The organism is Pseudomonas sp. GW531-T4, from assembly GCF_017349615.1.
Taxonomy (GTDB): Bacteria; Pseudomonadota; Gammaproteobacteria; order Pseudomonadales; family Pseudomonadaceae; genus Aquipseudomonas; species Aquipseudomonas chlororaphis_I.
This window is the reverse complement of sequence record NZ_JACMZT010000038.1, coordinates 42,913-68,458: the sequence shown is the minus strand read 5'-3', so window position 1 is coordinate 68,458 and position 25,546 is coordinate 42,913. Positions and strand designations below refer to the sequence as shown.

The following is a 25,546-nucleotide window of genomic DNA, read 5'->3' as shown; positions in this document are numbered from 1 at the left end:
AACAAGGAGCGCGCCGTCATGGCTTTGCTACAACTGGAGCGCATCAGCGCACAGTACCCCGGCGCCGCCGAACCGGTGCTGGCGGATATTTCCCTGACGCTCGGGCCACAGCAGTTGCTGGTCGCCCTCGGCCCATCCGGCAGTGGCAAGACTTCACTGTTGAACCTGATCGCCGGCTTCGTCGAACCCAGCGCCGGGCGCATCACCCTGGACGGCGTGCCGGTTGCCGGCCCGAGCGCCGAACGCGGCGTGGTGTTCCAGGATGATGCCCTGCTGCCCTGGCAGGACGTACTGGCCAACGTCGGCTTCGGCCTCGAACTGGCCGGCACCGCCCGCGACCAACGTGAAGCCCGCGCCCGGGAAATGTTGGCGCTGGTGGACCTGGCCGGCTTCGACAAGCGGCGCATCTGGCAGCTCTCCGGCGGACAACGCCAGCGCGTGGGCCTGGCCCGCGCCCTGGCCGCTGACCCGCGGGTGCTGCTGATGGACGAGCCCTTCGGCGCCCTCGATGCCTTCACCCGCGAACAGATGCAGGAGCTGTTGCTGCAAGTCTGGCAACGCACCGCCAAGCCGGTGTTCCTGATTACCCACGACATCGAGGAAGCGGTGTTCCTCGCCACCGACCTGATCCTGCTGGCGCCCAACCCGGGGCAGATCGTCGAGCGCCTGAGCCTGGATTTCGGCCAGCGTTATGCAGCCGGCGAATCGGCCCGGGCAATCAAGTCCGACCCGCGTTTTATCGAAACCCGCGAACACGTGCTGGCCCGGGTGTTCTCCCAACGCAGTGCCGTCTTGCGGCAGGAGCGCGCATGAACAGCTACGACCTCCCGGCCACCACGACCAAAGCCGCTACCCCGCACACTGCCGCGCCCCTGCGCCGCAGCCTGAGCACCCGCTGGATCAGCGTGCTGACCCTGGTGGTGCTGCTCGCCCTGTGGTGGGCGGTGACGGCCAGCGGCCTGATCGAACCGCTGTTCCTGCCGCCACCTTCCGCCGTGCTGCAAAAGGGCTGGCTGCTGGTGACCAGCGGCTATATGGATTCCACCCTGTGGCAGCACCTGGGCGCGAGTCTCGGACGCATCGGCCTGGCCCTGGGTTTTGCCGTACTGACCGCGATCCCGGTGGGCATCGCCATCGGCCATAACCGCATCGCCCGTGGCGTGCTGGACCCGCTGATCGAGTTCTACCGGCCGATTCCACCCCTGGCCTACCTGCCGCTGATCGTCATCTGGTGCGGCATCGGCGAGCTGTCCAAGGTGCTGCTGATCTACCTGGCAATTTTCGCCCCGATCGCTATCGCCACCGCCACCGGCGTGCGCACCGTGGACCCGACCCGGCTGCGCGCCGCGCAGTCCCTGGGTGCGACCCGGGCCCAGCTGATTCGCCATGTGATCCTGCCCAGCGCCCTGCCGGACATCCTCACCGGCGTGCGCATCGGCCTTGGGGTGGGCTGGTCGACCCTGGTCGCCGCCGAACTGATCGCCGCCACCAGTGGCCTGGGGTTCATGGTGCAGTCCGCGGCGCAGTTCCTGGTCACCGATGTGGTGGTGCTGGGGATCCTGGTCATCGCCCTGATCGCCTTCGCCATGGAAATGGGCCTGCGCGCCCTGCAGCGCAAGCTGGTGCCCTGGCATGGCCAGGCCCATTGAAACCTCGGTAACCCTGTAGCCGCTGCCGAGCCCCGGCGAGGCTGCGATCGCCTGCGCAGAGGCGCAACCCGCCTGACGCGTTGTATCTGGAATACCGCGGCGCCAGGTTTTGCGAGCGCTTTGCGTTCGATCGCAGCCTCGCCAAAGCTCGGCAGCGACTACAGGGGTAGCGGGCAAGACTTCTTACAGACAGAACTGACCACGCCGGCAATTCGGCGCTCCATTCGAGAACGACATGAGCCTGACCATCACCCCTTTAAGCTCCGCCCTGGGCGCCCAGATCAGTGGCGTCGACATCAGCCAGCCACTGGCCAGCGAACAGCGCGATGCCATCGAGCAGGCACTGCTGCAGCATCAGGTGCTGTTCTTCCGTGACCAGCCGATCGACCCGCAGCAGCAGGCGCGCTTCGCGGCGAACTTTGGCGACCTGCACATCCATCCGATCTACCCCAACGTGCCGGAACAGCCGGAAGTGCTGATCCTCGACACCGCGCAAATCGACGTGCGCGACAACGCCATCTGGCACACCGACGTGACCTTCCTGCCGACCCCGGCCCTGGGCGCGGTGCTCAGTGCCAAGCTGTTGCCGGCCTACGGCGGCGACACCCTGTGGGCCAGCGGCATCGCGGCCTATGAGGCGCTCTCGGAGCCGATGAAGAACCTGCTGCAGGGCCTGACCGCGACTCACGAGTTCATCAAGTCATTCCCCCTGGAACGCTTCGGCAATACCCCGGAGGACCTGGCGCGCTGGGAAGAAGCCAAGCGGAAAAACCCGCCGCTGTCGCACCCGGTGATCCGCACCCACCCGGTCAGCGGACGCAAGTCGCTGTTCGTCAACGAAGGTTTCACGACCAGGATCAACGAGCTGTCGGACAGCGAAAGCGAAGTCATCCTGAAACTGCTGTTCGCCCACGCCACCCGCCCGGAATTCACCATCCGCTGGCGCTGGCAGACCCACGACGTGGCCTTCTGGGACAACCGCGTGACCCAGCACTACGCCGTCGACGACTACCGCCCGCAACGCCGCGTGATGCACCGCGCGACGATTCTTGGGGATGTGCCATTTTTTCGATAAACCATGATCATCAGCAAGCTCACGGCTTCAGTAGTGCTTGCCAGTGATCGAGGCGAACCCAAACGACCAGCGGTTGCCCTCCTCCAATGACTCGCCGTTATGCTATCAATGATTTCATTGATTTCATTGATTTCATTCGGAGGAGCCCATGGCCAGCCTTACGATCCGTAATCTGGACGACCACATCAAAGAACGCCTGCGCATCGAGGCCGCTCACAATGGTCATTCCATGGAAGAAGAAGCCCGATTGATTTTGCGCCGCGCATTGAGCAGGACAGCTGACAGCCAAGGCCTGGGCAGCCGTATCAGGGCACGCTTTGCCGAGACCGGCGGAGTAGAGCTGGAGCTGCCTGAACGTACCGAACCGGCACGCTTGGTGGACCTGGGCGAATGATAGTACTCGACACAAATGTGTTGTCAGAACTGATGCGCCCTCAACCGGATACGGCGGTATTGCTGTGGATCGAAGCGCAACCCGTCGAAGACCTCTACATCAGCGCCATGACCATGGCCGAGATTCTCCACGGTATCGCGCGCCTGCCCCACGGCAAGCGCAAACAGACGCTGCATGCATCGGCGCTGGCCATGTTCGAGGAAGACTTCATCGACCGCATCGTGCCCTTCGGAACCCAAGCGGCTCTTTACTACGCGCATCTGGTCTCGCATCGCGAAAGATCAGGCCAGCCGATCAATCTGGTGGATGCGCAAATTGCAGCGATATGCCGGGTCCACGACGCCGCGATCGCCACTCGTAACACCAAGGATTTCACCGACACCGGGCTGATCGTTATCAACCCCTGGCTGCCGCTCGAGGTCTGAACCGCCGCAGGCCTGTAGGAGCGAAGCTTGCTCGCGATAGCGGTATGCCTGACACCACTCACCGCCTCGATCGCCGGCAAGCCTGACTCCTACAGAAGCCGCGACAGCCTCACAACATGACGGCTGGCTCTATTCGGCGGTTGAAGGCTTCTCCCACAGATTGATCCCGCCTTCCCGGGCGAAACGATCGATCTCCGCCAGTTCTTCCGCACTGAAGCTCAGGTTCTGCAATGCACCGACATTCTCGACGATCTGCTCCGGCCGGCTGGCGCCGATCAGGGCCGAGGTCACCCTTGGGTCGCGCAGGGTCCAGGCCAGAGCCAGTTGCGCCAGGCTCTGGCCGCGACGCTTGGCGATTTCGTTGAGGGCGCGCACATGAGCAAGGTTGGCTTCGGACAGGTGCGCGGCTTGCAGCGAACCACCGCCCGGGCGATTGACCCGTGCGTCCTCGGGAATGCCATTGAGGTATTTGTCGGTCAGCAGGCCCTGGGCCAACGGTGTGAAGGCGATCACCCCGGCGCCGAGTTCGTCGGTGGTGTCCAGCAGGTCTTTTTCCACCCAGCGGTTGAGCAGGTTATAGGCCGGCTGGTGGATCAGCAGCGGCACTTTCCACTCCTTGAGCAGGGCCGCGATCTCGCGGGTTTTCACCCCGGAATAGGACGAGATGCCGATGTACAGCGCCTTGCCCTGCTGCACCGCGGTGGCCAGGGCGCTGGCGGTTTCTTCCAGCGGAGTGTCCGGGTCGAAGCGGTGGGAATAGAAGATATCCACATAGTCGAGGCCCAGGCGCTGCAGGCTCTGGTCGAGGCTGGCCAGCACGTACTTGCGCGAGCCGCCGCCCTGGCCGTAGGGACCGGGCCACATATCCCAGCCGGCCTTGCTGGAGATGATCAGCTCGTCGCGATACGGCTTGAAGTCTTCCCGTAGCAGGCGACCGAAATTGATCTCGGCACTGCCATAGGGCGGGCCGTAGTTGTTGGCTAGGTCGAAGTGGTTGATGCCCAGGTCGAAGGCGGTGCGCAGCAACGAACGCTGGGTGTCGATCGGCGTGCTGTCGCCGAAGTTGTGCCACAGGCCCAGGGACAGCGCCGGCAGCACCAGGCCACTGCGTCCGACGCGGCGGTAGGGGATGGAGTCGTAGCGGTTTTCGGCAGCAAGGTAAGTCATCGAACCCTCTCTATTGATCCTGAACACCCAGGTTTAAGCACATGCACATTGGTGCAGGGCAAGTTGCCCTCGCAACATCTGAATCAGCGGAACGCCTGAAAGTTGCCCAGCATACGCCCAGGCGAGATCGCGGCCACTTCAGATCGGTGAATGACTGAAACGATCCGGCGCCTGCTGACGGACAGAACCTGCTGCCGAGGAGGAATGACCAGAAAAAACCGAATGAAAAATATGACGACTAGAATATTTTATTACGTACCACGTAGCACAGTACGAAATCGTCGCTCAGAGGTAGTCTCAATCGAAACAAATTCCCGGTTAATGGCAACGCTGGCTGAAGGTGGGAATACGGGGGGAAACCCTGGAAACACAGGGCCCTGTCGCTGCCGGTGCTGCCTGGAAAAACCAGGAATACGGCCTCGAACAAGGCGCTGTATCAGTTGTTTATAGACGGTAAAACACCGCTCTGCCGGGCCGAACCGAAGGTTCCCAAGCCTGGGCGGTACAGGAAAATTGCCGAGGGGCATAGGCCAGGCATGCCCCCATGAGGACCATGGGGACGGGCAATGCCTAGGCGGAGAGTTCGCGCAATGCCGCTGCCGCGAGAAAGCCCGAGCGCGAACGGTAGCGCTGGTCGCGCTTCACCGTCTGGTCGATGCGCTCCAACAGTTGCTCCGGCAACGTCGCATTGAAACGCACCGCCTTGCCGAAGTAAGGCGTGATGTCGAACTCGATCACGCCCCACACGCCACCGGCGTAATCGGGATTGTCGATATGCACGTCGACCTCATGCACCTGGGGCAGCGGCTCACCATCGGCGACCAGGCCTTCATAATGCAGCGACAGGGCCTCTTTCACATTCTCGAAGGCTTGCGCAGCGGTATGACCGGCGGAAAAACAGCCCGGCACATCGGGGACGATCACTCCATATCCGGAGTCGGCATCCTTGTGCAGCACGACCGGGAATTTCATCTCGTTGACCTCTTCGTTCAAGGCCGGCCTCATTTCAGGCCCGCCTGTTTCAAGATGCTGTGGATCGTGCCCCTGGGCAGATCCGCATCCGGGTGAGGGATAGTGACCCGCCCCGGCTTGTGCAGATGCTTGTATTGGTGATGACTGCCTTTGACCGCGATCAGATACCACCCGTCCTCCTCGATCATCCTGATCAGTTCCCGACTGCGCATTGCCGTGTCCTTTCGATACGTCCCGAAAAACCACAATACCCAGCCGAAGGCGAACAATACACACTATACACATTCAGATAATCAATACAGAAAGCGGCGATGACCGGCGTCTCCCTGGCACCGCTCAAACTGCCCTGGCGAAAACCTCCGCCAGCCAGTCGACGAACACCCGCACCCGTGGCGACATCTGGCGGTTGTGCGGGTACAGCACGGAAACCGGCATGGGCGGTGGCGGCGTGTCGGTGAGGATTTCCTGCACCAGCCCCTGGGAAATCTGCTGCGCCATGCGATAGCGCGGGCACTGGATGATGCCCAGCCCGGCCACGGCCGAGGCGGCGTAGATCTCGGCGCCGAACACCGACAGTGCGCCCTCGATGGCGACTTCCCGTAGTTCGCCATCGACCATGAATTCGAAAGGAAACAGCTTGGCGGTGGTGCGCGAGACATAGTTCACCGCCCGGTGCCGCGACAGCTCGTCGAGGCTCTTCGGCTCACCGTATTTGCGCAGGTACGCCGGACTGGCACAGGTGATCTGCTGCAGGCTGGCCACGCGCCGGCCGATCAGCGACGAGTCCCCCAAAGTGCCGGCGCGCAGCACGCAGTCCACGCCTTCGGCGATGAGGTCGACAAAACGATCGGCCTCGCTGACGGACAGCTCGATCTCCGGATAGCGCGCCATGAATTCGGGCAAGGCCGGAATCACGAAGTACTTGGCCAACGTGCCATGCAGGTCGACCCGCAAGCGCCCTTTCGGCGCCACCGTGCGAAACGCCAGCTCGGCCTCTTCCAGTTCCGCCAGCAACTGTATGCAGCGCAGGTAATAGGCCTCGCCGTCGAGGGTCGGGCGCACGCGGCGGGTGCTGCGCTCCAGCAGGCGGGTGCCGAGCCAGGCTTCGAACTGATTGAGGGTATGGGTCAGGGTGGCGCGCGGCAGGTTCAGGTCATCGGCGGCCAGGGTGAAACTGCTGCGTTCGTAGATCCGCACGAACACTTTCATCGCTTTGACTTGATCCATGACTGGCTCCCAGGGCGGCTGATTGTTGGCGATTATTGAACAGTCAAGCCAACTCTGGCGCATTTATCACTCTGGACAACCATGTGAACCTGCTTTCACACCCAACCGTTCCCAGAAGGAAATTCGCCATGACTACCCAGACTTCGAAAGTTGCCATCGTGACCGGCGCCTCCCGCGGCATCGGCGCGGTCATCGCCAAGCAACTGGCCAGCGAAGGTTTTGCTGTCGCCATCAACTACGCCAGCAGCGCCACCGAAGCCTCGGCCCTGGTGGTGGAACTGCGCCAGGCCGGCCACCGGGCCATAGCGGTCAAGGCCAACGTGGCCAATGCCGATGATGTGCGCCGCTTGTTCGACGAGACCGAAATCCAACTGGGCAAGGTCGACGTGCTGATCAACAACGCTGGCATCCTCAAGGTCCTGCCACTGGCGCAACACAGCGACGAGCTGTTCGAACAGACCTTCGCCATCAACACCCGCGGCACCTTCAACACCCTGCGCGAAGCCGCCAGCCGCCTGAACGCCGGCGGACGCATCGTCAACTTCTCCAGCAGCACCGTCGGCCTCAACCTGCCGGGCTACGCGGTGTACATCGCCAGCAAGGCGGCGGTGGAGTCCCTGACCCAGGTGTTCGCCAAGGAACTGCGCGGTCGCGACATCACCGTCAACGCGGTCGCCCCCGGCCCGGTGGCCACCGAACTGTTCCTGCACGGCAAGAGCGAAGAGCAGATCCAGAACTTCGCCAAGATGCCGCCCCTGGAGCGCCTCGGCCAGCCGGAAGACATCGCCAACGTCATCGCCTTCCTGGTCAGCCCGGCAGCCGCCTGGGTCAACGGGCAGATCCTGCGCGCCAACGGCGGGCTCGTCTGAGTAGCCTCACCCATGGTCGAAGGAGCCACGCTGATGAATCACTCCACCCCGACATCCGCCCGTAGCAGGCAGACGAAACTGATGTTCACCCTGTTCACCGCGGTGGCCGCCGCTACCGCCGCACTGGCGGCAGGCTCCAGCCTGCTGCTGAGCCTGCCGGTCTGGGCCATGTTCGTTGGCTGGGTGGCGTTCTTCAGCCGCGGCCTGACCCTGCGCGACGGCCTGGTCAACCTGGGCTGCGTGCTGATGGGCCTCGCCATCGGCATGGGCGCGGCGCTGAGCATCGGCGCGTTGAGCCCGAGCCTCGGCCCCTGGGCCCTGCCGCTGGTGGTGTTCGCGGTGGCGATGCTCGTCGTGTCGCTGCGCAGCCTGCGAGTGATGAACAACATAGTCGCCTACTTCCTCGGCCTGATCGCCTGGTTCGCCGCCCACCTGGAACCCTCCCTGGAAAGCTTCGCCGAACTGGGCGGCGCCGGAGCCCTCGGCACCTGCGCCGGCTGGCTGTCCCACGCCGCCCAGCAACGCCTGCCCCGCCAGGCCTGAAACCACCTTCCCTGAAGAGATCAATGCCATGCAATCCGTCATCCTGATTACCGGCGCCTCCAGTGGTTTTGGCGCCCTGACCGCTCGCGCCCTGGCCGACGCCGGCCACATCGTCTACGCCAGCATGCGTGAAACCCTGGGCCGCAATGCGCCACAGGTGGCCGAGGTGCGGCGCTACGCCGACGAGCATCGGGTCGATTTGCGCAGCGTCGAACTGGACGTCGCCTCCAGCGCCTCGGTCGAGGCCGGTGTCGCGCAAATAGTTGCCGACTGCGGCCGGCTGGACGTCGTCATCCACAACGCCGGGCACATGGCCTTCGGCCCCGCCGAAGCCTTCCCCCCCGAGCAGTTCGCCCAGCTCTACGACATCAACGTACTGAGCACCCAGCGGGTCAACCGCGCGGCCCTGCCGCAACTGCGCAAACAAGGCCGGGGACTGGTGGTGTGGGTGTCCTCCAGCAGCGCCCGCGGCGGCACCCCGCCCTACCTGGCGCCGTACTTCGCGGCCAAGGCGGCGATGGACTCCCTGGCGGTGTCCTATGCCGGGGAGCTGGCGCGCTGGGGTGTGGAGACCTCGATCATCGTGCCGGGCGCCTTCACCCAGGGCACCAACCACTTCGCGCACTCCGGTGTACCGGCCGACCAGGCCCGTGCCGCCGAATACAACCAGGGGCCCTATGCCGGCGTGCCGGAACAGGCGCTCAACGGCCTGGCCGCCCTGGAACCGGCTGATGCCGATGTCGCCGAGGTGGCCAGGGCCATCGTCGAGGTCGTCGGCCTGCCCTTCGGCACCCGACCGTTGCGCCGACATATCGACCCGTCCCAGGACGGTGCCGAAATCGTCAACGCCATGGCCGATCGGGTGCGCGCCGAGATGTTCCGCCGCATCGGCCTGGAAGACCTGCTCAAGCCCGCCGTTCGCTGAAACAACGGCATTGCTGGTCCGGGCATTCCTCGGGCCATCGCTGATTTCCTATGGCTTATCCGCGGAGACACCCATGCGCCCGACCATCAACTCGCCCGCTTCGTCCAACACCCTGCTGATCCCCGCCCTCGCCCCGCTGTATCGCATTGGCGAGCCCCTGGCCTATGCGCTGCTGCGGGTCTGTTATGGCGTGATCATGATCAGCCACGGCCTGCCGAAATTGCTGGGCCAGGCCCATGGCTCGATGGCCGACCCGATGGCGGCCTCGATCAACCTGATCCAGAACGTCCTGCATTTGCCGGCGCCGGCGTTGATCGCGCTGTTCGTGGCGCTCCTGGAAGGCGTCGGCGGATTGCTCCTGGCCCTCGGCCTGGGGACGCGCCTGCTCGCCGCCATGATGGGCGTGCAGATGCTGACCATCGCCGGCCTGCTCGGCCCCACCTGGCCATGGATCGACCGAGGCATGGAATACCCGGTGCTGCTGGCGTTTTTGTCGTTCTACATTCTGTTTCGCGGAGCAGGACGCCACTCCCTCGACCACACTCTAGGTCGGGAGCTTTGAATCGCCATCGCCCTTTAGGCCAACCCCGAATCCCGCCCGCGAGGACTTCATCATGCACACCGCGATCATCACCTCCTTCGGCCTGGTTCTCCTGGTGCTGATGCTGTTTATCGGCGAAAAGATCGGCCTCGGCCGCCAGACCCTGGCCTACAGCTTCGTCGTGCTGTGGCTGGCGCTGACGGTGATCAACGGTGCGGTGGGGATGGTCCACGCCGGCCAGTCGCTGAGTACGGAGCTGGCGGTCGGCAGTGTGGTATTCGGCGTGCCGGTGGCGGCGCTGGTGCTGTTCACGGTATTGAGCCCGGCCTGAGGGCCCGCGATGGCGGTGGCACAAACGCCACCGCCACCGATCAACGCACCAGATGCAGGAACTGCATATGCCGTTCGTACTGGTCGAGGATGTCGTTGATGATCTGCTCCTTGGTGTAGCCCATCAGGTCGTAGTCCTGGCTACCCTCGGCCAGGTGCACCTCGGCCCGGTAGTAACGCCGGTTGCGCATCTCCTTGGGCCCCATGCCGCCACGGGCGAAGGACGGGGTGAAGTAGCCGCGCATCTGCACCTGATAGATGAACGGATGCTGGTCGCCATGGCCGATTTCCAGGCTGACGTTGTCGTTGGCCGGGTCCGGCTGGGTGATCACGTTCAGGCCTTTCTCGACGAACACCGCGGTCACTTCTTCGATGGCCGGACGCACCGTCTGGTCGAGGAAGCGATACACCTCGTCGCGCGACGGGAAATGCACCGCCTGGCTCAGGCGCTGGCGCCAGCCGCCCTTGCCGCGACGCGAGGTTGACGACACCGGCGCCAGCGAATGCAGCTGGGCGATCTGCTTCTGCGATTCGAGGTAGAAGGCCTTGTGCAGCCCCCACATCATCAGCAGCAGGATCATCGAGAACGGCAGCGAGGTCAGCACCACCGCCGACTTCAGCGAGTCGATGCTGCCGGCGAACAGCAGCGCGCTGGTGACCAGCGCGGTCATCGCGCCCCAGAACACCCGCAGCCATTTCGGCCCGTCTTCGTCGGCGTTACCGCCCTTGGCCGACAGGGTCGAGAGCACCACGGTGCCGGAGTCGGCCGAGGTGACGAAGAACACGAAACTGATGAACACCGTCACGGCGATGACGGTCTTGCTCCAGGGGTAGGTTTCCAGCAGCAGATAAAGCGTCATCGACGGGTTCTCGATGGCCGACAGGCCCAACGCGCTCATGCCGTGGTTGAGCACCTGGTCGATGGCGCTGTTACCGAAGATCGACATCCAGGCCAGGGTAAAGCCCAGGGGGATCAGCAGCACACCGAACACGAATTCGCGAATGGTCCGGCCACGGGAAATCCGCGCGATGAACAGGCCCACGAACGGCGACCATGCGATCCACCAGGCCCAGTAGAAGACCGTCCAGCCGCCCAGCCAGTCGCTCGGCTCGTCATAGGCGTAGAGGTCGAAACTCTTCATCGGCAAGGCGCCGAGGTAATCGCCGAGGTTCTGGATCAGGGTGTTGAGCAGGTGCTGGGTGGGGCCGGCGAACAACACGAACAACAGCAGCGCGCAGGCCAGCAGCATGTTGATGTCGGACATCACCCGCACGCCCTTGTCGACCCCGGAAACCGCAACGATGATCGCCGCGCCCATCATCAGGGTGATCAGGCCCACCTGGACCCACTGGGTGTGGGCGATGCCGAACAAGTAGTCCAGGCCGGAGTTGAGGTGCAGCACGCCAAAGCCCATGTCGGCGCCGAGGCCGAACACCGTGGCGATGATGCCGAAGCCATCCACCGCGTAGCCGATGGGGCCGTTGATGCGCTTGCCGATCAGCGGGTACAGCGCCGAACGCAGGGCCAGCGGCAGGTTATGCCGGTAGGCGAAATACGCCAGGGCCATGCCGACGAAGGCGAACACGCCCCAGCCGTGCAGGCCCCAGTGCAGGAAGAGAATCTGCATCGCCTGGCGCGCCGCGTCCGCGGTCCCGGCCTCGCCCTGGGGCGGTTGCAGCATGTGGGTCAAAGGTTCCGAGACGCAGAAGAAAAACAGCGTGATGCTGATCCCGGCGGCGAACAGCATGCCGGCCCAGGACAGGTAACTGAATTCGGGTTCGTCGTGGTCGGCACCCAGCTTGATCTTGCCGTAGCCGGACAAGGCGGTGACCACCACGAAGACCAGGTACAGGGTCATGGCCAGCATGTAGTACCAGCCGACCGTATTGGCCGCCCAGTTTTGCGCGGCCAGCAACCAGGCGCCGGCTTGTTCCGGCAGGGCAATGACCACCAGGCCGAAGGCCAGGATAAAGCTCGCGGCGAAGTAGAACACCGGCGGATTCATGCGGATCAGGCCGCTGGCGGGAATGGACGATGCACTCATGAAACGTGCACCTCGAGGGGGTAAAACGCGGCTGAAAAGATCGGACTCAGCAAAGGTAAGCCTCCTGTTGTGAGCGGGCAGCGAGCTGCCGGTTTAACTTGAACAAGCGTTCAAGTTAAACACGGATAGGCGCGCAAGGACTAATCGCCGGGCTCGGCGGTCGCCTGATTTCGCAGGTTTTAGGAAAGGTCTGATGTGTCGCGGAGGGAATCGTTCAGCGCTAAATAAGCGAATGGCCATCAGGCATGTGAGCCACTGAAAAGCATCGCGGGCAATCGAGCGTCGACCGGCCGCTCCTACAGATGAACACATTCCTCTTCTGTAGGAGCGAGGCTTGCCCGCGAAAAATCCAACAGGCGCAGAAGACTCTTACTTCTGCGACCCATCGTCATGCTGCAGGTTGGCCTGGGTCAGGTTGCACCCGGCCGGCACGCTGCGGGTCAGCCAGACATTGCCGCCGATGGTCGAGCCCTTGCCGATGGTGATGCGCCCGAGGATGGTCGCGCCGGCGTAGATCACCACGTCGTCCTCGACGATCGGGTGGCGCGGATGGCCCTTCTGCAACTGGCCGTCCTCGTCCGCCGGGAAGCGTTTGGCGCCCAGGGTCACGGCCTGGTAGATGCGCACGCGCTCGCCGATGATCGCGGTTTCGCCGATCACCACACCGGTGCCGTGGTCGATGAAGAAACTGCGGCCGATCTGCGCGCCCGGGTGAATGTCGATGCCGGTGGCCGAGTGGGCGATTTCCGCGCTGATCCGCGCCAGCAGCGGCAGGCCGGCGCGATACAGATGGTGAGCCAGGCGATGGTGGATCACCGCCAGGATGCCGGGGTAGCACAACAGCACTTCATCGACGCTGCGCGCCGCCGGGTCGCCGTGGTAGGCGGCCAGCACGTCGGTATCGAGCAGCACCCGCAGGCCCGGCAGGGCCAGGGCGAAGTCCTGGATGATACGGATGGCCCTGGCGTTGACGTCGTCGTCCGACTCGCCGCTCTGGCGCGCGGCGTAACGCAGCTCCAGGCGAGCCTGGGCGAGCAGCGCATTGAGGGCCGCGTCCAGGGTATGGCCGACGTAGAAATCTTCGCTTTCCTCGCGCAGGTCCACCGGGCCCAGGCGCATCGGGAACAGGGCGCCGCACAGCGCCTCGAGAATCTCGGCCATGGCCGCGCGCGACGGCAGTTCCCGACCGCCCTGCTCACCACTGACCCGCCCGTTGCGGGTACGCCACTGGTCGCGGGCATCACGCAGTTGACCGACGATGGTCTGCAATTGCCAATGGCTGGAACGCTCGCTCACGATAGGACTCCTCACTCAGGCGGCCGGACTGTCTGGCCGCGTAAACGACGCCACTTTACGGTATGCGCCCCAGGCCAAATTAAGAACTAATTGTGCTGGCCTAATCACCTTTTGGCATAAGCGATTGACGGTTGCCCCGGCAAATATCGCTGCCTATAGTCCCTGACACCTCTGACAACCCGTGCGGCCTCATGATCAAACAACAGCTCGACCGTTTTAACCGTCTCGACCTGCTGGGCGGTGCTACCGCCCTGGAAAAACTCGAACGCCTGTCCACCTGGCTCGGCCGCGATGTCTACGTCAAGCGCGACGACACCACGCCGCTGGCCATGGGCGGCAACAAGCTGCGCAAACTCGAATACCTGGCCGCCGATGCCCTGGCCCAGGGCGCGGACACCCTGATTACCGCCGGCGCCATCCAGTCCAACCACGTGCGCCAGACCGCGGCCCTGGCTGCCAAGCTGGGCCTGGGTTGCGTCGCCCTGCTGGAAAACCCCATCGGCACCGACGACGGCAATTACCTGGGCAACGGCAACCGCCTGCTGCTCGACCTGTTCGACGCCAAGGTCGAGCTGGTGGACAACCTGGACAACGCCGACGAGCAGTTGCAGGCCCTGGCCGAGCGCCTGCGCAGCAGCGGCAAGCAGCCGTACCTGGTGCCGATTGGTGGCTCCAACGCCTTGGGCGCGCTGGGTTACGTGCGTGCCGGCCTGGAGCTGGCGGAGCAGATCAACAACACCGGGCTCGACTTCGCCGCCGTGGTCCTGGCCTCGGGCAGCGCCGGCACCCACAGCGGCCTGGCCCTGGCCTTGAGCGAAGTGCTGCCGCAGTTGCCGGTGATCGGCGTCACCGTGTCGCGCACCGACGAAGCACAGCGGCCGAAGGTCCAGGGCCTGGCCGAACGCACCGCCGAATTGCTCGGAGTGGCGCTGCCGGACAGTTTCAAGGTGGAGCTGTGGGACGAGTATTTCGCCCCGCGTTATGGCGAACCGAACGCCGGCACCCTGGCCGCGGTGAAGCTGCTGGCGAGCCAGGAAGGCCTGCTGCTGGACCCGGTCTACACCGGCAAGGCCATGGCCGGCCTGCTCGACGGCATCGGCCGCCAGCGCTTCGACAACGGCCCGATCATCTTCCTGCACACCGGCGGCGCACCGGCGCTGTTCGCTTATGCCGGATCGTTTGCCTGACAAATGCCTGTAGCCGCTGGCGCAGCCTGCGCTCGGCGGCGCAGTCGTCGTAAACCTGCATATGCGGCGTATCGGAAGAGACGCGTTCGCCGGATTTGCGCCTGCTACGCAGCCGATCGCAGCCTGCGGCAGCGGCTACAGGGACCGAGCACTTTATATTTACGAAAAGAATAACAATGTGAATTTATATTATTTTTACATCTATAAGCAGCCACTTATAGTCGCGCCGCAGGCGAATTTGCCGCGAGACGCATACGCTGCATTTAGTGCAGGATAAGGCGCTCGTTCCCGCTCACCGATTGACCTGCATTTCCCAACCGCATCTTCATAAGAAAACACAGGGGCTTGTCATGATTTTTTCCGCACTACGTCGAAATATCCTCGTTGGCTCGCTGGGTCTGGTACTGAGTGCCGGCTTGCTGGGGCAAGCGGTTGCCGGTGAGCAACTGCAAAAGATCAAGGACGCCGGCACCATCAACGTCGGCCTGGAAGGCACTTATCCACCGTTCAGCTACGTCGACGAAAGCGGCAAGCTGGCCGGCTTCGAAGTGGAGTTCTCCGAAGCCCTGGCGCAGAAGCTGGGCGTGAAGGTCAAACTGCAGCCGACCAAATGGGACGGTATCCTCGCCGCCCTGGAGTCCAAGCGCCTGGACGCGGTGATCAACCAGGTAACCATCTCGGATGAGCGCAAGAAGAAATACGACTTCTCCACCCCCTACACCGTTTCCGGCATCCAGGCCCTGACCCAGAAGAAGAACGAAGGCAAGTTCAAGACCGCCGCCGACCTGGCCGGGCACAAAGTCGGTGTCGGCCTGGGCACCAACTACGAACAATGGCTCAAGGACAACGTACCCAAAGCCATCATCAAGACCTACGACGATGATCCGACCAAGTACCAGGACCTGCGCGTAGGCCGTATCGATGCGATCCTGGTGGACCGCCTGGCCGCCTTCGAACTGATCAAGAAAACCAACGACACCCTGGCCGTTTCCGGCGAACCCTTCTCCCGCCAGGAAGCCGGCGTGGCCCTGCGCAAAGGCGAACCCGAACTGCTGGCCGCGGTGAACAAGGCAATCGAGGAACTGCGCGCCGACGGCACGCTGAAAAAGCTCTCGGAAAAATACTTCAACGCTGACGTCACTCAATAATGGAAGCAGGTTTTCAGTTCGAACTGTATTTCCCGCAGTTGAGCCAGCAAATCGCCGAAACCACCCAGCTGTTGCTGAACTCCGCGCCCTTCCTGCTCCAGGGCGCGTATTTCACGATCATCCTCAGCCTCGGCGGTATGTTCTTCGGATTGGCGCTGGGGTTCGCCCTGGCGCTGATGCGCCTGTCGCGCTTCAAGCTGCTGAGCTGGATCGCCCGCGTCTATGTGTCGTTCTTTCGCGGCACGCCGTTGCTGGTGCAACTGTTCGTGATCTATTACGGCTTGCCGCAGCTGGGTATCGAGCTTGACCCGCTGCCGGCGGCGCTGATCGGCTTCTCGTTGAACATGGCGGCCTATGCCTGCGAGATCCTGCGCGCGGCCATCGGCTCCATCGAGCGCGGGCAGTGGGAAGCGGCGGCCAGCATCGGCATGACCCGGGCCCAGACCCTGCGCCGGGCGATCCTGCCGCAAGCCATGCGCACGGCCCTGCCGCCCCTGGGCAACAGCTTTATCTCGCTGGTCAAGGACACCGCCCTGGCCGCCACCATCCAGGTCCCGGAACTGTTCCGCCAGGCGCAGCTGATCACCGCCCGGACCTTCGAAGTCTTCACCATGTATCTTGCCGCCGCGCTGATCTACTGGGTTCTGGCCAGCGTGCTGGCGCACCTGCAGAACCGACTGGAAGAGCGGGTCAATCGGCACGACCAGGAGTCCTGAACCCATGATTGTGGTTGAAAAACTGACGAAGCAGTTCAAGGGTCAGACCGTCCTCAATGGCATCGACCTGACGGTGGCGGAAGGCGAGGTGGTCGCCATCATCGGCCCCAGCGGCTCGGGCAAGACCACCTTTTTGCGCTGCCTGAATTTTCTCGAAGAACCTACCAGCGGCCGGATCAAGGTCGGCAACATCGAAATCGATGGCAGCCGGCCGTTGACCCAGCAGCAGGGCCTGGTGCGGCAACTGCGCCAGCAGGTGGGTTTCGTGTTCCAGAACTTCAACCTGTTCCCCCATCGCACCGCGCTGGAAAACGTCATCGAAGGGCCGCTGGTGGTGAAGAAGACGCCCCGCGAACAGGCGCTGGCCCTGGGTCGCGGGCTGCTGGCCAAGGTCGGCCTGGCGGGCAAGGAAGACGCCTACCCGCGGCGCCTCTCCGGTGGCCAGCAACAGCGCGTGGCGATTGCCCGGGCGCTGGCGATGGAGCCGGAAGTGATCCTGTTCGACGAACCGACCTCGGCCCTCGACCCGGAGCTGGTGGGCGAAGTGCTGGCGACCATCCGCGGCCTGGCCGAGGAGAAACGCACCATGGTCATCGTCACCCACGAAATGGGCTTCGCCCGCGACGTGGCCAACCGGGTGATCTTCTTCGACAAGGGCGTGATCGTCGAACAGGGCGAAGCCAAGGCGCTGTTCGCCAATCCCAAGGAAGAACGCACCCGGCAATTCCTCAGCAAGTTCCTCACCGCGGGCCATCCCCAGGCCTGACCTGTGCCTCGCTGCCGAGCCCGCCAAGGGCTGGGCAGCGGGCGCAACCCCATCACCGCGTTCCGCCCGACAAATCCCATGCCCCGGTTTTACGACGGCTGCGCCGCCGAGCGCAGGCTGCGCCAGCGGCTACAGAAACCGTGTTCCCCTGTAGCCGCTGCCGAGCAACGCGAGGCTGCGACAAGGCCCGCAGGGCCTTCCGACGGAACCACAAACTCCATCGTCTTCGAAGCCATTCGCAGTCTGCGCCAGTGGCTATAGAAGCCACGTTCCCCTGTAGCCGCTGTCGAGCAACGCGAGGCTGCGACAAGGCCCGCAGGGCCTTCCGACGGAACCACAAACTCCATCGTCTTCGAAGCCATTCGCAGTCTGCGCCAGTGGCTATAGAAGCCACGTTCCCCTGTAGCCGCTGCCGAGCAACGCGAGGCTGCGAACGGTCTGGGCGGCATTCCGACGCAGCGGCCGCCAGGCCCACCACTGCATTCCGCCCGGAAAACCGTATGCCCCGGTTTACGACGGCTGCGCCGCCGATCGCAGGCTACGCCAGCGGCTACAGGAGCCCTGGATCCATCCCCCGTTACTCCTCGCAGCCCTTGCCTGCCGTATACGTAAACCCCTTCTATACATATTCCTAAAAGTTAGTTTATTTAATTTTTATACGCGCATAGGGTATATGCACCGGACCACCGGACATTCTTGAACCCGATTTCGCCGCCACGGCGCGGCACTTCCAAAGATGTGAGGTAGGTATGGTCCGGAACACAATCACCCCAGTGCAGATCGCCAGGGCATTGCGTGCAGCCAAGGAGTGGCACTGATGTCCAATCTGGCCGATGCAAATGTCCAGAGCGATCTGGATGTCGCCCCCCTGTTGTTGCCCGCACGGGTTCTGCTGAACGACGCAGAAGCCCTTCAAGCCGCCCATGAACTGGCCACCGTCGCCCGCCAGCAGGCGGCCCGACGCGACCAGCAGCGCAAGCTGCCATGGGCGGAAATCGAACACTTCACCCGCAGTGGCCTGGGCAGTATTGCCATCCCCCGTGAATACGGCGGCCCGCAGGTTTCCTTCGTCACCCTGGCGGAAGTCTTCGCGATCATTTCCGCGGCCGACCCGGCCCTGGGACAGATCCCGCAGAACCAGTTCGGCATTCTCAACCTGATCCTCGGCAGCGCCACCGAACGGCAGAAAAAGCAGCTGTTCCAGAGCGTGCTGGAAGGCTGGCGCATCGGTAACGCCGGCCCGGAACGCGGGACCAAAAACACCCTGGAACTCAAGGCGCGGATCACCGCCGACGGCGACGGTTATCTGCTCAATGGCCAGAAGTTCTATTCCACCGGCGCCCTGTTCGCCCACTGGGTGGCGGTCAAGGCGCTGAACGACGACGGCAAGCAGGTGTTGGCCTTCGTCCGGCGCGGCACGCCGGGGCTGCGCATCGTCGACGACTGGTCGGGCTTCGGCCAGCGCACCACCGCCAGCGGCACCATTTTGCTCAACAACGTGCGGGTCGATGCCGACCTGGTGGTGGACAACTGGCGGATCAACGAATCGCCGAACATCCAGGGCGCAGTCTCGCAGCTGATCCAGGCAGCGATCGACGCCGGCATCGCCCGCGCGGCCATCGACGACGCCATCAGCTTCGTGCGGGAACGCTCGCGGCCGTGGGTCGACGCCAACGTCGAACGGGCCAGCGACGACCTCTATGTAATCGCCGACATCGGCAAGCTGAAAATCGAACTGCACGCCGCCGAGGCCCTGCTGCGCAAGGCCGGCCAGGTGCTGGACCAGGTCAATGCCGCGCCGATCAGCGCCGAGTCCGCCGCCCGCGCCTCGATCGCCGTGGCCGAAGCCAAGGTGCTGACCACCGAGATCTCGCTGCTGGCCAGCGAAAAGCTCTTCGAGCTGGCCGGCAGCCGCGCCACCCTCGCCGAATTCAACCTCGACCGGCACTGGCGCAACGCCCGGGTCCACACCCTGCACGATCCGGTGCGCTGGAAATACCACGCCGTCGGCACCTACCACCTGAACGGCACGTTGCCGGCTCGCCATTCCTGGATTTAACGACCAGACCTCTGGAGAAACACATGACTCTTTCTCAACACGTCGCGGTCATAACCAGCGATGAGCAAGCCCTGATCGTCGCCAGCGACCTGGCCGAAGATTTCAAGCGCGACAGCGCCCTGCGCGACCGCGAACGCCGCCTGCCCCACCCCGAACTCGAAGCCTTTTCCCGCTCCGGCCTGTGGGGCATCAGCGTGCCCAGGGAATACGGCGGCGCCGGCGTGTCCAACGTCACCCTGGCCAAGGTCATCGCGCTGATCGCCCAGGCTGACGGTTCCCTGGGGCAGATCCCGCAGAACCATTTCTACGCCCTCGAAGTGCTGCGGGTGAACGGCAGCGCGGCGCAGAAAAAACGCCTGTACGCCGAGGTCCTGGCCGGCCAGCGCTTCGGTAATGCCCTGGCCGAGCTGGGCACCAAGACCGCCCACGACCGCACCACTCGCCTGACCCGTGACGTGCAGCAAGGACGCGACGGCTATCGCATCAACGGTCGCAAGTTCTACTCCACCGGCGCCATCTACGCCCAGCGCATCCCCACTTCGGTGGTGGATGAAAATGGTGTGCAGCAATTGGCCTTCGTCCCGGCGGACAGCCAGGGCCTGAACGTGATCGACGACTGGAGCGGCTTCGGCCAGCGCACCACCGGCAGCGGCTCGGTGGTGTTCGAGGAGGTGTTCGTCGCCGCCGAGGACGTGATTCCCTTTCAAAGCGCCTTCGAACGCCCGACCACCGTCGGCCCGCTGGCGCAGATTCTCCATGCCGCCATCGACACCGGTATCGCCCGCGCCGCCTATGAAGACGCCCTGCATTTCGTGCGCACCAAGACCCGGCCGTGGATCGATTCCGGCAACGACAAGGCCACCGAAGACCCGCTGACGATCAAGAGCTTCGGCCACCTGAGCATTCGCCTGCATGCCACCGAGGCGCTGCTGGAGCGCTCCGGGGAGTTCCTCGACGCCGCCCAGGCCGAGCCCAACGCCGAGACCGTGGCTGCCGCCTCCATAGCGGTCGCCGAGGCTCGCGCCATCAGCACCGAAATCTCCCTGGCCGCCGGCAGCACCCTGTTCGAACTGGCCGGCAGCCAGGCGACCCTGGCCGAACATGGCCTGGACCGTCACTGGCGCAACGCCCGGGTGCACACCCTGCACGACCCGGTGCGCTGGAAATACCACGCGGTGGGCAACTACTACCTCAACCAGACGAACCCGCCACTGCGGGGGACCATCTGATGGGCGCGAAGAAAAAGATCCTGCTCAATGCCTTCAACATGAACTGCATCGGGCACATCAACCACGGTCTGTGGACCCACCCGCGGGACACCTCGACCCAATACAAAACCCTCGAATACTGGACCGAACTGGCGCAACTGCTGGAGCGCGGGCTGTTCGACGGGCTGTTCATCGCCGACATCGTCGGGGTCTACGACGTCTACCAGAACTCGGTGGACGTGACGCTCAAGGAGTCGATCCAGCTGCCTGTCAACGACCCGCTGCTGCTGGTCTCGGCCATGGCCGCGGTGACCCGCAACCTCGGTTTCGGCCTCACCGCCAACCTCACCTACGAGCCGCCGTATCTGTTCGCCCGGCGCATGTCCACGCTGGACCACCTGAGCCGTGGCCGGGTCGGCTGGAACATCGTCACCGGCTACCTCGACAGCGCCGCCAAGGCCATGGGCCTGAGCGAACAGGCCGAGCATGACCGACGCTACGACCAGGCCGACGAGTACCTGCAAGTGCTCTACAAGCTCTGGGAAGGCAGCTGGGAAAACGACGCGGTGATCAACGACCGCGAACAGCGGATCTACGCCCGGCCGGAGAAGGTGCACAAGGTCGAGCACAAGGGCGAGTTCTATCAGGTCGAGGGCTATCACCTGTGCGAGCCCTCGCCACAACGCACGCCGGTGCTGTTCCAGGCCGGCAGCTCGGATCGCGGCCTGCTGTTCGCCGGGCGCCACGCCGAGTGCGTGTTCATCAGCGGGCAGAACAAGCCCTCGACCAAGGCCCAGGTGGACAAGGTCCGCGCCAGCGCCGTGGCGGCCGGGCGCAACCCCGAGGACATCAAGGTGTTCATGGGGCTCAACGTGATAGTCGCCGAGACCGAGGAACTGGCCTGGAAGAAGCACGCCGAGTACCGCAGCCATGCCAGCGCGGAGGCCGGGGTGGCGCACTTCTCGGCATCCACCGCCATCGACTTTTCCCAGTACGAGATCGACGAACCTATCCAGTACGTGAAGAGCAACGCCATCCAGTCGGCCACCCGGAACCTGCAGAACAACGACTGGACCCGGCGCAAGCTGCTCGACCAGCACGCCCTGGGCGGGCGCTACATCACGGTGGTCGGCTCGCCGCAGCAGGTGGCCGACGACCTCGAATCCTGGATCGCCGAAACCGGCCTCGACGGCTTCAACCTGACCCGCATCGTCACCCCGGAAAGTTATGTCGACTTCATCGACCTGGTGATCCCCGAGCTGCAACGCCGCGGCTCGTACAAGACCGCCTACGACAACGGCACCCTGCGCGAAAAGCTGTTCCAGCGCGAGGCGCAATTGCCGGAGCAACACACTGGCGCGGACTACCGCCGCTAAAGCATCGCGGGCAAGCCTCGCTCCTACAGAGGCATACGCATTCCTCTTCTGTAGGAGCGAGGCTTGCCCGCGATGAGGCCGGCCCAAACACCCCCAAACTTCAATGCACTGACTGGAACCAAGACCATGAAAACCAAGCTCCTCAGCCACCCAGTCAAAGCACTGGCCCTCGCCCTCGGACTGCTCAGCAGCGCGGTATTCGCCGCCGACGCGCCGCTGAAAGTCGGCACCACCGCCGCCTTCGCCATTCCCCTGGAAGCCGCCGTCGAAGAGGCCGGCAAACAGGGCCTGAAAGTCGAATTGGTGGAGTTCAGCGACTGGATCGCGCCGAACGTCAGCCTGGCCGCCGGCGATATCGACGTGAACTACTTCCAGCACATCCCGTTCCTGGAAAACGCCAAGGCCGCCGCCGGTTTCGACCTGGTGCCGTTCGCCCCGGGGATCATCAACAACGTCGGCCTGTACTCGAAGAAATACAAAAGCTTCGACGAGCTGCCCGAAGGCGCCACGGTGGCCATCGCCAACGACCCGATCAACAGCGGTCGCGGCTTGCAGTTGCTGGCCAAGGCCAACCTGATCAGCCTCAAGCCGGGCGTCGGCTACAAGGCCACCGAGGACGACATAGTCGCCAACCCGAAGAAGCTGAAGATCCTCCAGGTCGAGGCCGTGCAACTGGTACGCGCCTATGACGACGCCGACCTGGTGCAGGGCTACCCGGCCTATATCCGCCTGGCCAAGACCTTCGACGCCGGTTCGGCGCTGCTGTTCGACGGCCTCGACCACAAGGAATACGTGATCCAGTTCGTGATCCAGCCCAAGAGCAAGACCGACCCGCGGCTGATCAAGTTCGTTGACATCTACCAGCATTCGCCGGCTGTGCGCGCCGCCCTGGATAAAGCCCATGGCAAGCTCTACCAAGCCGGCTGGGAAGGTTGAGATGAGCGTCGCCTATCTCCCGCACAAGGCCTCCAGGCAGCCGCCCGAACAGCCGCAAAACGCGCAGCAGACCGAACTGCATCCAGATCTGAATCACGCCCATGTGCGCTTCATCGGCCTGACCAAGACCTACCAGGGCCAGCAAGGCCCGGTGCAGGCCCTGCACGGTATCGACCTGGCGATCCAGCGCGGCGAAGTGTTCGGCATCATCGGCCGCAGCGGCGCCGGCAAGTCGTCGCTGATCCGCACCATCAATCGCCTGGAACAGCCGTCGGGCGGCCGGGTGCTGATCGATCAGGTGGACATCGGCGACTTCGACGAGGACCGCCTGGTGGAGCTGCGCCGGCGCATCGGCATGATCTTCCAGCACTTCAACCTGATGTCGGCCAAGACCGTATGGCAGAACGTCGAGCTGCCGCTGAAGGTGGCCGGCGTGCCCAAGGAACAGCGCGAGCGCAAGGTCCGCGAACTGCTGGAACTGGTGGGCCTGAAGGACAAGCACAAGGCCTACCCGGCGCAACTCTCGGGCGGGCAGAAACAGCGGGTGGGCATCGCCCGGGCGCTGGTCCACGACCCGGCGATCCTGCTGTGCGACGAGGCCACCTCGGCGCTGGACCCGGAGACCACCCAGTCGATCCTCGGCCTGCTCAAACAGATCAACCAGCGCCTGGGCCTGACCATCATCCTGATCACCCACGAGATGGCGGTGATCCGCGATATCTGCGACCGCGTGGTGGTGCTCGAGCACGGGCATATCGTCGAGCAGGGGCCGGTCTGGGAAGTGTTCGGCAACCCGCAGCACGAGGTCAGCAAAACCCTGCTGGCGCCCTTGCAGCACGGCTTGCCGGAAGAGCTGCAAAACCGCCTGCAAGCCCAGCCGAAGTCTTCGGACGCGGCGGTGGTATTGCGCGTGCAGTTCACCGGCAGGACCAGCGACGAGCCGGACCTGGCCGCGCTGTTCAGCACCCTGGGCGGCCGCGTGCGCCTGCTGCACGGCGGCGTGGAACGGATCCAGGGGCATGCCCTGGGGCAATTGCTGCTGGCGGTCAGCGGCTCGTCCCTGGGCGCCGAGGAACAACGCCTGCGCGCGCAGCACTTTTTGCACAAGCAATGGACACAACAGGTAGAGGTGCTGGGTTATGTGGTTTGATCGCTTGCTCCAGGGTGTTATCGATACCTTCCTGATGGTCGGCGTGTCGTCGCTGATCGCCTTGCTGGCGGGGATTCCGCTGGCGGTGATCCTGGTCACCAGCGGCAAGGGCGGGATCTACGAAGCGCCCAGGCTGAACAGCGTGCTGGGGGCCTTCGTCAACCTGTTCCGCTCGATCCCGTTCCTGATCCTGATGGTGGCGCTGATCCCCTTCACCCGGCTGATCGTCGGCACCACCTACGGTGTCTGGGCAGCGGTGGTGCCACTGACCATTGCCGCCACGCCGTTCTTCGCGCGAATCGCCGAGGTCAGCCTGCGCGAGGTCGACCACGGTCTGATCGAAGCCGCCCAGGCCATGGGCTGCCGGCGCTGGCATATCGTCTGGCATGTGCTGTTGCCGGAGGCGCTGCCAGGGATAGTCGGCGGCTTCACCATCACCCTGGTGACCATGATCAACTCCTCGGCCATGGCCGGGGCCATCGGCGCCGGCGGCCTGGGGGACATTGCCTATCGCTATGGCTACCAGCGTTTCGACAGCCAGATCATGCTCACGGTGATCGTGCTGCTGGTGATCCTCGTCGCGGCGATCCAGCTCGGCGGCGACCGCCTGGCACGGGTGCTCAACAAGCGTTGAGGACGCCACCTTCGTTGTGACGAATAACCTGTAGCCGCTGCCGCAGGCTGCGATAAGGTCCGCAGGACCTTCGGCGCTCTCAAGAGCACGGCCGCTTCGCAGCCGATCGCAGCCTTCGGCAGCGGCTACAGGACGGTTTCGGCCGTGGGCATGGGGTATATTCAGCCTCATATCCCCAGCCAACGAATCCCGCCATGAAACTCGCCCCCACCGACCTCGACCAGATCACCTCCACCACCCTGGGTCACTACAACCAGGTGGCCGAAGACTTCCGCGAAGGCACCCGCGACCACGATGTCAGCCAGAACATCGACGCCCTGCTGCGGCATATCCAGGGCACGGCGCCCTTCACCCTGCTGGACTTCGGCTGCGGCCCCGGGCGCGACCTGCGGACCTTCACCCGCCTCGGTCATATCGCCATCGGCCTCGACGGCTCCGAGCGCTTTGCCCAGATGGCCCGCGACGACAGCGGCTGCGAGGTCTGGCAGCAGGACTTCCTCAAGCTCGACCTGCCCGCCGAACGCTTCGACGGCATCTTCGCCAACGCCGTGCTGTTCCACATTCCCTCGCAGGAACTGCCACGGGTGCTGCGCCAGCTGCACGCCACGCTGAAACCCGGCGGCGTGCTGTTCAGCTCCAACCCGCGCGGCGACAACCAGGAAGGCTGGAACGGCGCGCGTTATGGCGCCTACCACGACCTGGCGGCGTGGCAGCACTTGCTGACGGCGGCGGGGTTTGTCGAGCTGGAGCATTACTACCGGCCCGCCGGGCTGCCGCGCGAGCAGCAGCCGTGGCTGGCGAGTGTTTGGCGCAAGGTTTGAGCTTGCGTCGTTGATCGGCCTTTTTCGCGAGCAAGCTCGCTCCTACAGTTTTTTATGATCGGCGTTGCGCCGCCTCTTGTAGGAGCG

At 64.1% G+C, this 25,546-nt stretch carries 27 protein-coding genes; 21 read left to right on the top strand and 6 right to left on the bottom strand.

What is annotated here, in order from left to right; genetic code table 11:
• The first annotated feature begins 18 nt into the window (after window positions 1-18).
• The 5 genes from tauB (at window position 19) to J4D28_RS24410 (ending at window position 3,543) form a co-directional block, all read left to right on the top strand.
• Complete coding sequence (tauB, locus tag J4D28_RS24430; RefSeq protein WP_028683844.1) at window positions 19-813, top strand: taurine ABC transporter ATP-binding subunit; 795 nt, start codon at window positions 19-21, stop codon at window positions 811-813.
• Window positions 810-1,649: a taurine ABC transporter permease TauC gene (gene tauC, locus J4D28_RS24425; protein WP_009046455.1), complete on the top strand. Its 840-nt coding sequence runs from the start codon at window positions 810-812 to the stop codon at window positions 1,647-1,649. Before tauB ends, tauC begins: the two co-directional genes overlap by 4 nt.
• Window positions 1,650-1,884: 235 nt before the next feature.
• Window positions 1,885-2,724 carry a taurine dioxygenase gene (tauD, locus tag J4D28_RS24420; RefSeq protein ID WP_009046454.1) on the top strand — a complete coding sequence of 280 codons (840 nt, stop codon included), beginning with the start codon at window positions 1,885-1,887 and terminating at the stop codon, window positions 2,722-2,724.
• A gap of 148 nt (window positions 2,725-2,872) precedes the next feature.
• The gene (locus J4D28_RS24415) at window positions 2,873-3,118 is read left to right on the top strand and encodes a FitA-like ribbon-helix-helix domain-containing protein (RefSeq protein ID WP_009046453.1); all 246 of its coding nucleotides are present in this window, start codon (window positions 2,873-2,875) and stop codon (window positions 3,116-3,118) included.
• Entirely contained in the window at window positions 3,115-3,543 is a 429-nt protein-coding gene (locus J4D28_RS24410) for a type II toxin-antitoxin system VapC family toxin (protein ID WP_009046452.1), read from the top strand. The genes J4D28_RS24415 and J4D28_RS24410 overlap by 4 nt, the downstream gene beginning before the upstream one ends.
• A gap of 129 nt (window positions 3,544-3,672) precedes the next feature.
• Here the strand turns inward: J4D28_RS24410 and mgrA are convergent, their stop codons facing one another.
• From mgrA to J4D28_RS24390, 4 genes are all read right to left on the bottom strand, one after another.
• Window positions 3,673-4,710, bottom strand: a complete 1,038-nt coding sequence (gene mgrA, locus J4D28_RS24405; RefSeq protein ID WP_016702559.1) for an L-glyceraldehyde 3-phosphate reductase — start codon at window positions 4,708-4,710, stop codon at window positions 3,673-3,675.
• Window positions 4,711-5,280: 570 nt separating this feature from the next.
• On the bottom strand, window positions 5,281-5,682 hold the full coding sequence (locus tag J4D28_RS24400; RefSeq protein ID WP_009046450.1) for a type II toxin-antitoxin system HicB family antitoxin: 402 nt from the start codon (window positions 5,680-5,682) through the stop codon (window positions 5,281-5,283).
• Between the two features lie 29 nt (window positions 5,683-5,711).
• On the bottom strand, window positions 5,712-5,894 hold the full coding sequence (locus tag J4D28_RS24395; protein WP_009041685.1) for a type II toxin-antitoxin system HicA family toxin: 183 nt from the start codon (window positions 5,892-5,894) through the stop codon (window positions 5,712-5,714).
• A 124-nt stretch (window positions 5,895-6,018) separates the two neighbouring features.
• Entirely contained in the window at window positions 6,019-6,909 is an 891-nt protein-coding gene (locus J4D28_RS24390) for a LysR family transcriptional regulator (protein ID WP_009046449.1), read from the bottom strand.
• A 128-nt stretch (window positions 6,910-7,037) separates the two neighbouring features.
• On the opposite strand from J4D28_RS24390, the gene J4D28_RS24385 reads away from it, so the two are divergent.
• From J4D28_RS24385 to J4D28_RS24365, 5 genes are all read left to right on the top strand, one after another.
• On the top strand, window positions 7,038-7,778 hold the full coding sequence (locus tag J4D28_RS24385; protein WP_009046448.1) for an SDR family oxidoreductase: 741 nt from the start codon (window positions 7,038-7,040) through the stop codon (window positions 7,776-7,778).
• 33 nt (window positions 7,779-7,811) lie between these two features.
• The gene (locus J4D28_RS24380) at window positions 7,812-8,321 is read left to right on the top strand and encodes a DUF1097 domain-containing protein (protein WP_009046447.1); all 510 of its coding nucleotides are present in this window, start codon (window positions 7,812-7,814) and stop codon (window positions 8,319-8,321) included.
• A 28-nt stretch (window positions 8,322-8,349) separates the two neighbouring features.
• Entirely contained in the window at window positions 8,350-9,246 is an 897-nt protein-coding gene (locus J4D28_RS24375; RefSeq protein ID WP_009046446.1) for an SDR family oxidoreductase, read from the top strand.
• Between the two features lie 73 nt (window positions 9,247-9,319).
• A complete protein-coding gene (locus tag J4D28_RS24370; RefSeq protein WP_103331254.1) occupies window positions 9,320-9,808 on the top strand; it encodes a DoxX family protein in 489 nt (162 codons plus the stop codon).
• Between the two features lie 52 nt (window positions 9,809-9,860).
• Window positions 9,861-10,118, top strand: a complete 258-nt coding sequence (locus J4D28_RS24365) for a hypothetical protein (protein WP_103331255.1) — start codon at window positions 9,861-9,863, stop codon at window positions 10,116-10,118.
• 40 nt (window positions 10,119-10,158) lie between these two features.
• Here J4D28_RS24365 and betT read toward each other — a convergent pair whose 3' ends face one another.
• Both betT and epsC read right to left on the bottom strand, forming a co-directional pair.
• Entirely contained in the window at window positions 10,159-12,123 is a 1,965-nt protein-coding gene (gene betT / locus J4D28_RS24360) for a choline transporter BetT (RefSeq protein WP_177477890.1), read from the bottom strand.
• A gap of 408 nt (window positions 12,124-12,531) precedes the next feature.
• Entirely contained in the window at window positions 12,532-13,458 is a 927-nt protein-coding gene (epsC, locus tag J4D28_RS24355) for a serine O-acetyltransferase EpsC (protein WP_028683852.1), read from the bottom strand.
• Between the two features lie 191 nt (window positions 13,459-13,649).
• Between epsC and J4D28_RS24350 the strand changes: the two genes are divergently transcribed.
• The 11 genes from J4D28_RS24350 (at window position 13,650) to J4D28_RS24300 (ending at window position 25,459) form a co-directional block, all read left to right on the top strand.
• Complete coding sequence (locus J4D28_RS24350) at window positions 13,650-14,645, top strand: D-cysteine desulfhydrase (RefSeq protein ID WP_103331257.1); 996 nt, start codon at window positions 13,650-13,652, stop codon at window positions 14,643-14,645.
• A gap of 350 nt (window positions 14,646-14,995) precedes the next feature.
• Window positions 14,996-15,793: a cystine ABC transporter substrate-binding protein gene (tcyJ, locus tag J4D28_RS24345; RefSeq protein WP_103331258.1), complete on the top strand. Its 798-nt coding sequence runs from the start codon at window positions 14,996-14,998 to the stop codon at window positions 15,791-15,793.
• A gap of 50 nt (window positions 15,794-15,843) precedes the next feature.
• A complete protein-coding gene (gene tcyL, locus J4D28_RS24340) occupies window positions 15,844-16,509 on the top strand; it encodes a cystine ABC transporter permease (protein ID WP_028683854.1) in 666 nt (221 codons plus the stop codon).
• Between the two features lie 4 nt (window positions 16,510-16,513).
• Entirely contained in the window at window positions 16,514-17,275 is a 762-nt protein-coding gene (tcyN, locus tag J4D28_RS24335; RefSeq protein ID WP_009046438.1) for an L-cystine ABC transporter ATP-binding protein TcyN, read from the top strand.
• Between the two features lie 817 nt (window positions 17,276-18,092).
• Window positions 18,093-19,334 carry an SfnB family sulfur acquisition oxidoreductase gene (locus tag J4D28_RS24330; RefSeq protein ID WP_016702550.1) on the top strand — a complete coding sequence of 414 codons (1,242 nt, stop codon included), beginning with the start codon at window positions 18,093-18,095 and terminating at the stop codon, window positions 19,332-19,334.
• Between the two features lie 23 nt (window positions 19,335-19,357).
• The gene (locus J4D28_RS24325; protein WP_028683855.1) at window positions 19,358-20,563 is read left to right on the top strand and encodes an SfnB family sulfur acquisition oxidoreductase; all 1,206 of its coding nucleotides are present in this window, start codon (window positions 19,358-19,360) and stop codon (window positions 20,561-20,563) included.
• Window positions 20,563-21,918 (top strand): LLM class flavin-dependent oxidoreductase, encoded by a 1,356-nt coding sequence (locus J4D28_RS24320; RefSeq protein WP_038630361.1) that lies wholly within the window; start codon window positions 20,563-20,565, stop codon window positions 21,916-21,918. Before J4D28_RS24325 ends, J4D28_RS24320 begins: the two co-directional genes overlap by 1 nt.
• Before the next feature lie 126 nt (window positions 21,919-22,044).
• A complete protein-coding gene (locus J4D28_RS24315; RefSeq protein WP_028683857.1) occupies window positions 22,045-22,854 on the top strand; it encodes a MetQ/NlpA family ABC transporter substrate-binding protein in 810 nt (269 codons plus the stop codon).
• 1 nt (window position 22,855) lies between these two features.
• Window positions 22,856-24,004 carry a methionine ABC transporter ATP-binding protein gene (locus tag J4D28_RS24310; RefSeq protein WP_028683858.1) on the top strand — a complete coding sequence of 383 codons (1,149 nt, stop codon included), beginning with the start codon at window positions 22,856-22,858 and terminating at the stop codon, window positions 24,002-24,004.
• On the top strand, window positions 23,994-24,638 hold the full coding sequence (locus J4D28_RS24305) for a methionine ABC transporter permease (RefSeq protein WP_007925318.1): 645 nt from the start codon (window positions 23,994-23,996) through the stop codon (window positions 24,636-24,638). Before J4D28_RS24310 ends, J4D28_RS24305 begins: the two co-directional genes overlap by 11 nt.
• Window positions 24,639-24,832: 194 nt before the next feature.
• Window positions 24,833-25,459, top strand: a complete 627-nt coding sequence (locus J4D28_RS24300) for a bifunctional 2-polyprenyl-6-hydroxyphenol methylase/3-demethylubiquinol 3-O-methyltransferase UbiG (RefSeq protein WP_028683859.1) — start codon at window positions 24,833-24,835, stop codon at window positions 25,457-25,459.
• The last annotated feature ends 87 nt before the right edge of the window (window positions 25,460-25,546 follow it).

Coding starts and splice junctions, on each gene's coding strand:
- tauB (WP_028683844.1), top strand. CDS start 19: ATGGCTTTGCTACAACTGGAGCGCATCAGCGCACAGTACCCCGGCGCC.
- tauC (WP_009046455.1), top strand. CDS start 810: ATGAACAGCTACGACCTCCCGGCCACCACGACCAAAGCCGCTACCCCG.
- tauD (WP_009046454.1), top strand. CDS start 1,885: ATGAGCCTGACCATCACCCCTTTAAGCTCCGCCCTGGGCGCCCAGATC.
- J4D28_RS24415 (WP_009046453.1), top strand. CDS start 2,873: ATGGCCAGCCTTACGATCCGTAATCTGGACGACCACATCAAAGAACGC.
- J4D28_RS24410 (WP_009046452.1), top strand. CDS start 3,115: ATGATAGTACTCGACACAAATGTGTTGTCAGAACTGATGCGCCCTCAA.
- mgrA (WP_016702559.1), bottom strand. CDS start 4,710: ATGACTTACCTTGCTGCCGAAAACCGCTACGACTCCATCCCCTACCGC.
- J4D28_RS24400 (WP_009046450.1), bottom strand. CDS start 5,682: ATGAAATTCCCGGTCGTGCTGCACAAGGATGCCGACTCCGGATATGGA.
- J4D28_RS24395 (WP_009041685.1), bottom strand. CDS start 5,894: ATGCGCAGTCGGGAACTGATCAGGATGATCGAGGAGGACGGGTGGTAT.
- J4D28_RS24390 (WP_009046449.1), bottom strand. CDS start 6,909: ATGGATCAAGTCAAAGCGATGAAAGTGTTCGTGCGGATCTACGAACGC.
- J4D28_RS24385 (WP_009046448.1), top strand. CDS start 7,038: ATGACTACCCAGACTTCGAAAGTTGCCATCGTGACCGGCGCCTCCCGC.
- J4D28_RS24380 (WP_009046447.1), top strand. CDS start 7,812: ATGAATCACTCCACCCCGACATCCGCCCGTAGCAGGCAGACGAAACTG.
- J4D28_RS24375 (WP_009046446.1), top strand. CDS start 8,350: ATGCAATCCGTCATCCTGATTACCGGCGCCTCCAGTGGTTTTGGCGCC.
- J4D28_RS24370 (WP_103331254.1), top strand. CDS start 9,320: ATGCGCCCGACCATCAACTCGCCCGCTTCGTCCAACACCCTGCTGATC.
- J4D28_RS24365 (WP_103331255.1), top strand. CDS start 9,861: ATGCACACCGCGATCATCACCTCCTTCGGCCTGGTTCTCCTGGTGCTG.
- betT (WP_177477890.1), bottom strand. CDS start 12,123: ATGAATCCGCCGGTGTTCTACTTCGCCGCGAGCTTTATCCTGGCCTTC.
- J4D28_RS24350 (WP_103331257.1), top strand. CDS start 13,650: ATGATCAAACAACAGCTCGACCGTTTTAACCGTCTCGACCTGCTGGGC.
- tcyJ (WP_103331258.1), top strand. CDS start 14,996: ATGATTTTTTCCGCACTACGTCGAAATATCCTCGTTGGCTCGCTGGGT.
- tcyN (WP_009046438.1), top strand. CDS start 16,514: ATGATTGTGGTTGAAAAACTGACGAAGCAGTTCAAGGGTCAGACCGTC.
- J4D28_RS24330 (WP_016702550.1), top strand. CDS start 18,093: ATGTCCAATCTGGCCGATGCAAATGTCCAGAGCGATCTGGATGTCGCC.
- J4D28_RS24325 (WP_028683855.1), top strand. CDS start 19,358: ATGACTCTTTCTCAACACGTCGCGGTCATAACCAGCGATGAGCAAGCC.
- J4D28_RS24320 (WP_038630361.1), top strand. CDS start 20,563: ATGGGCGCGAAGAAAAAGATCCTGCTCAATGCCTTCAACATGAACTGC.
- J4D28_RS24315 (WP_028683857.1), top strand. CDS start 22,045: ATGAAAACCAAGCTCCTCAGCCACCCAGTCAAAGCACTGGCCCTCGCC.
- J4D28_RS24310 (WP_028683858.1), top strand. CDS start 22,856: ATGAGCGTCGCCTATCTCCCGCACAAGGCCTCCAGGCAGCCGCCCGAA.
- J4D28_RS24305 (WP_007925318.1), top strand. CDS start 23,994: ATGTGGTTTGATCGCTTGCTCCAGGGTGTTATCGATACCTTCCTGATG.
- J4D28_RS24300 (WP_028683859.1), top strand. CDS start 24,833: ATGAAACTCGCCCCCACCGACCTCGACCAGATCACCTCCACCACCCTG.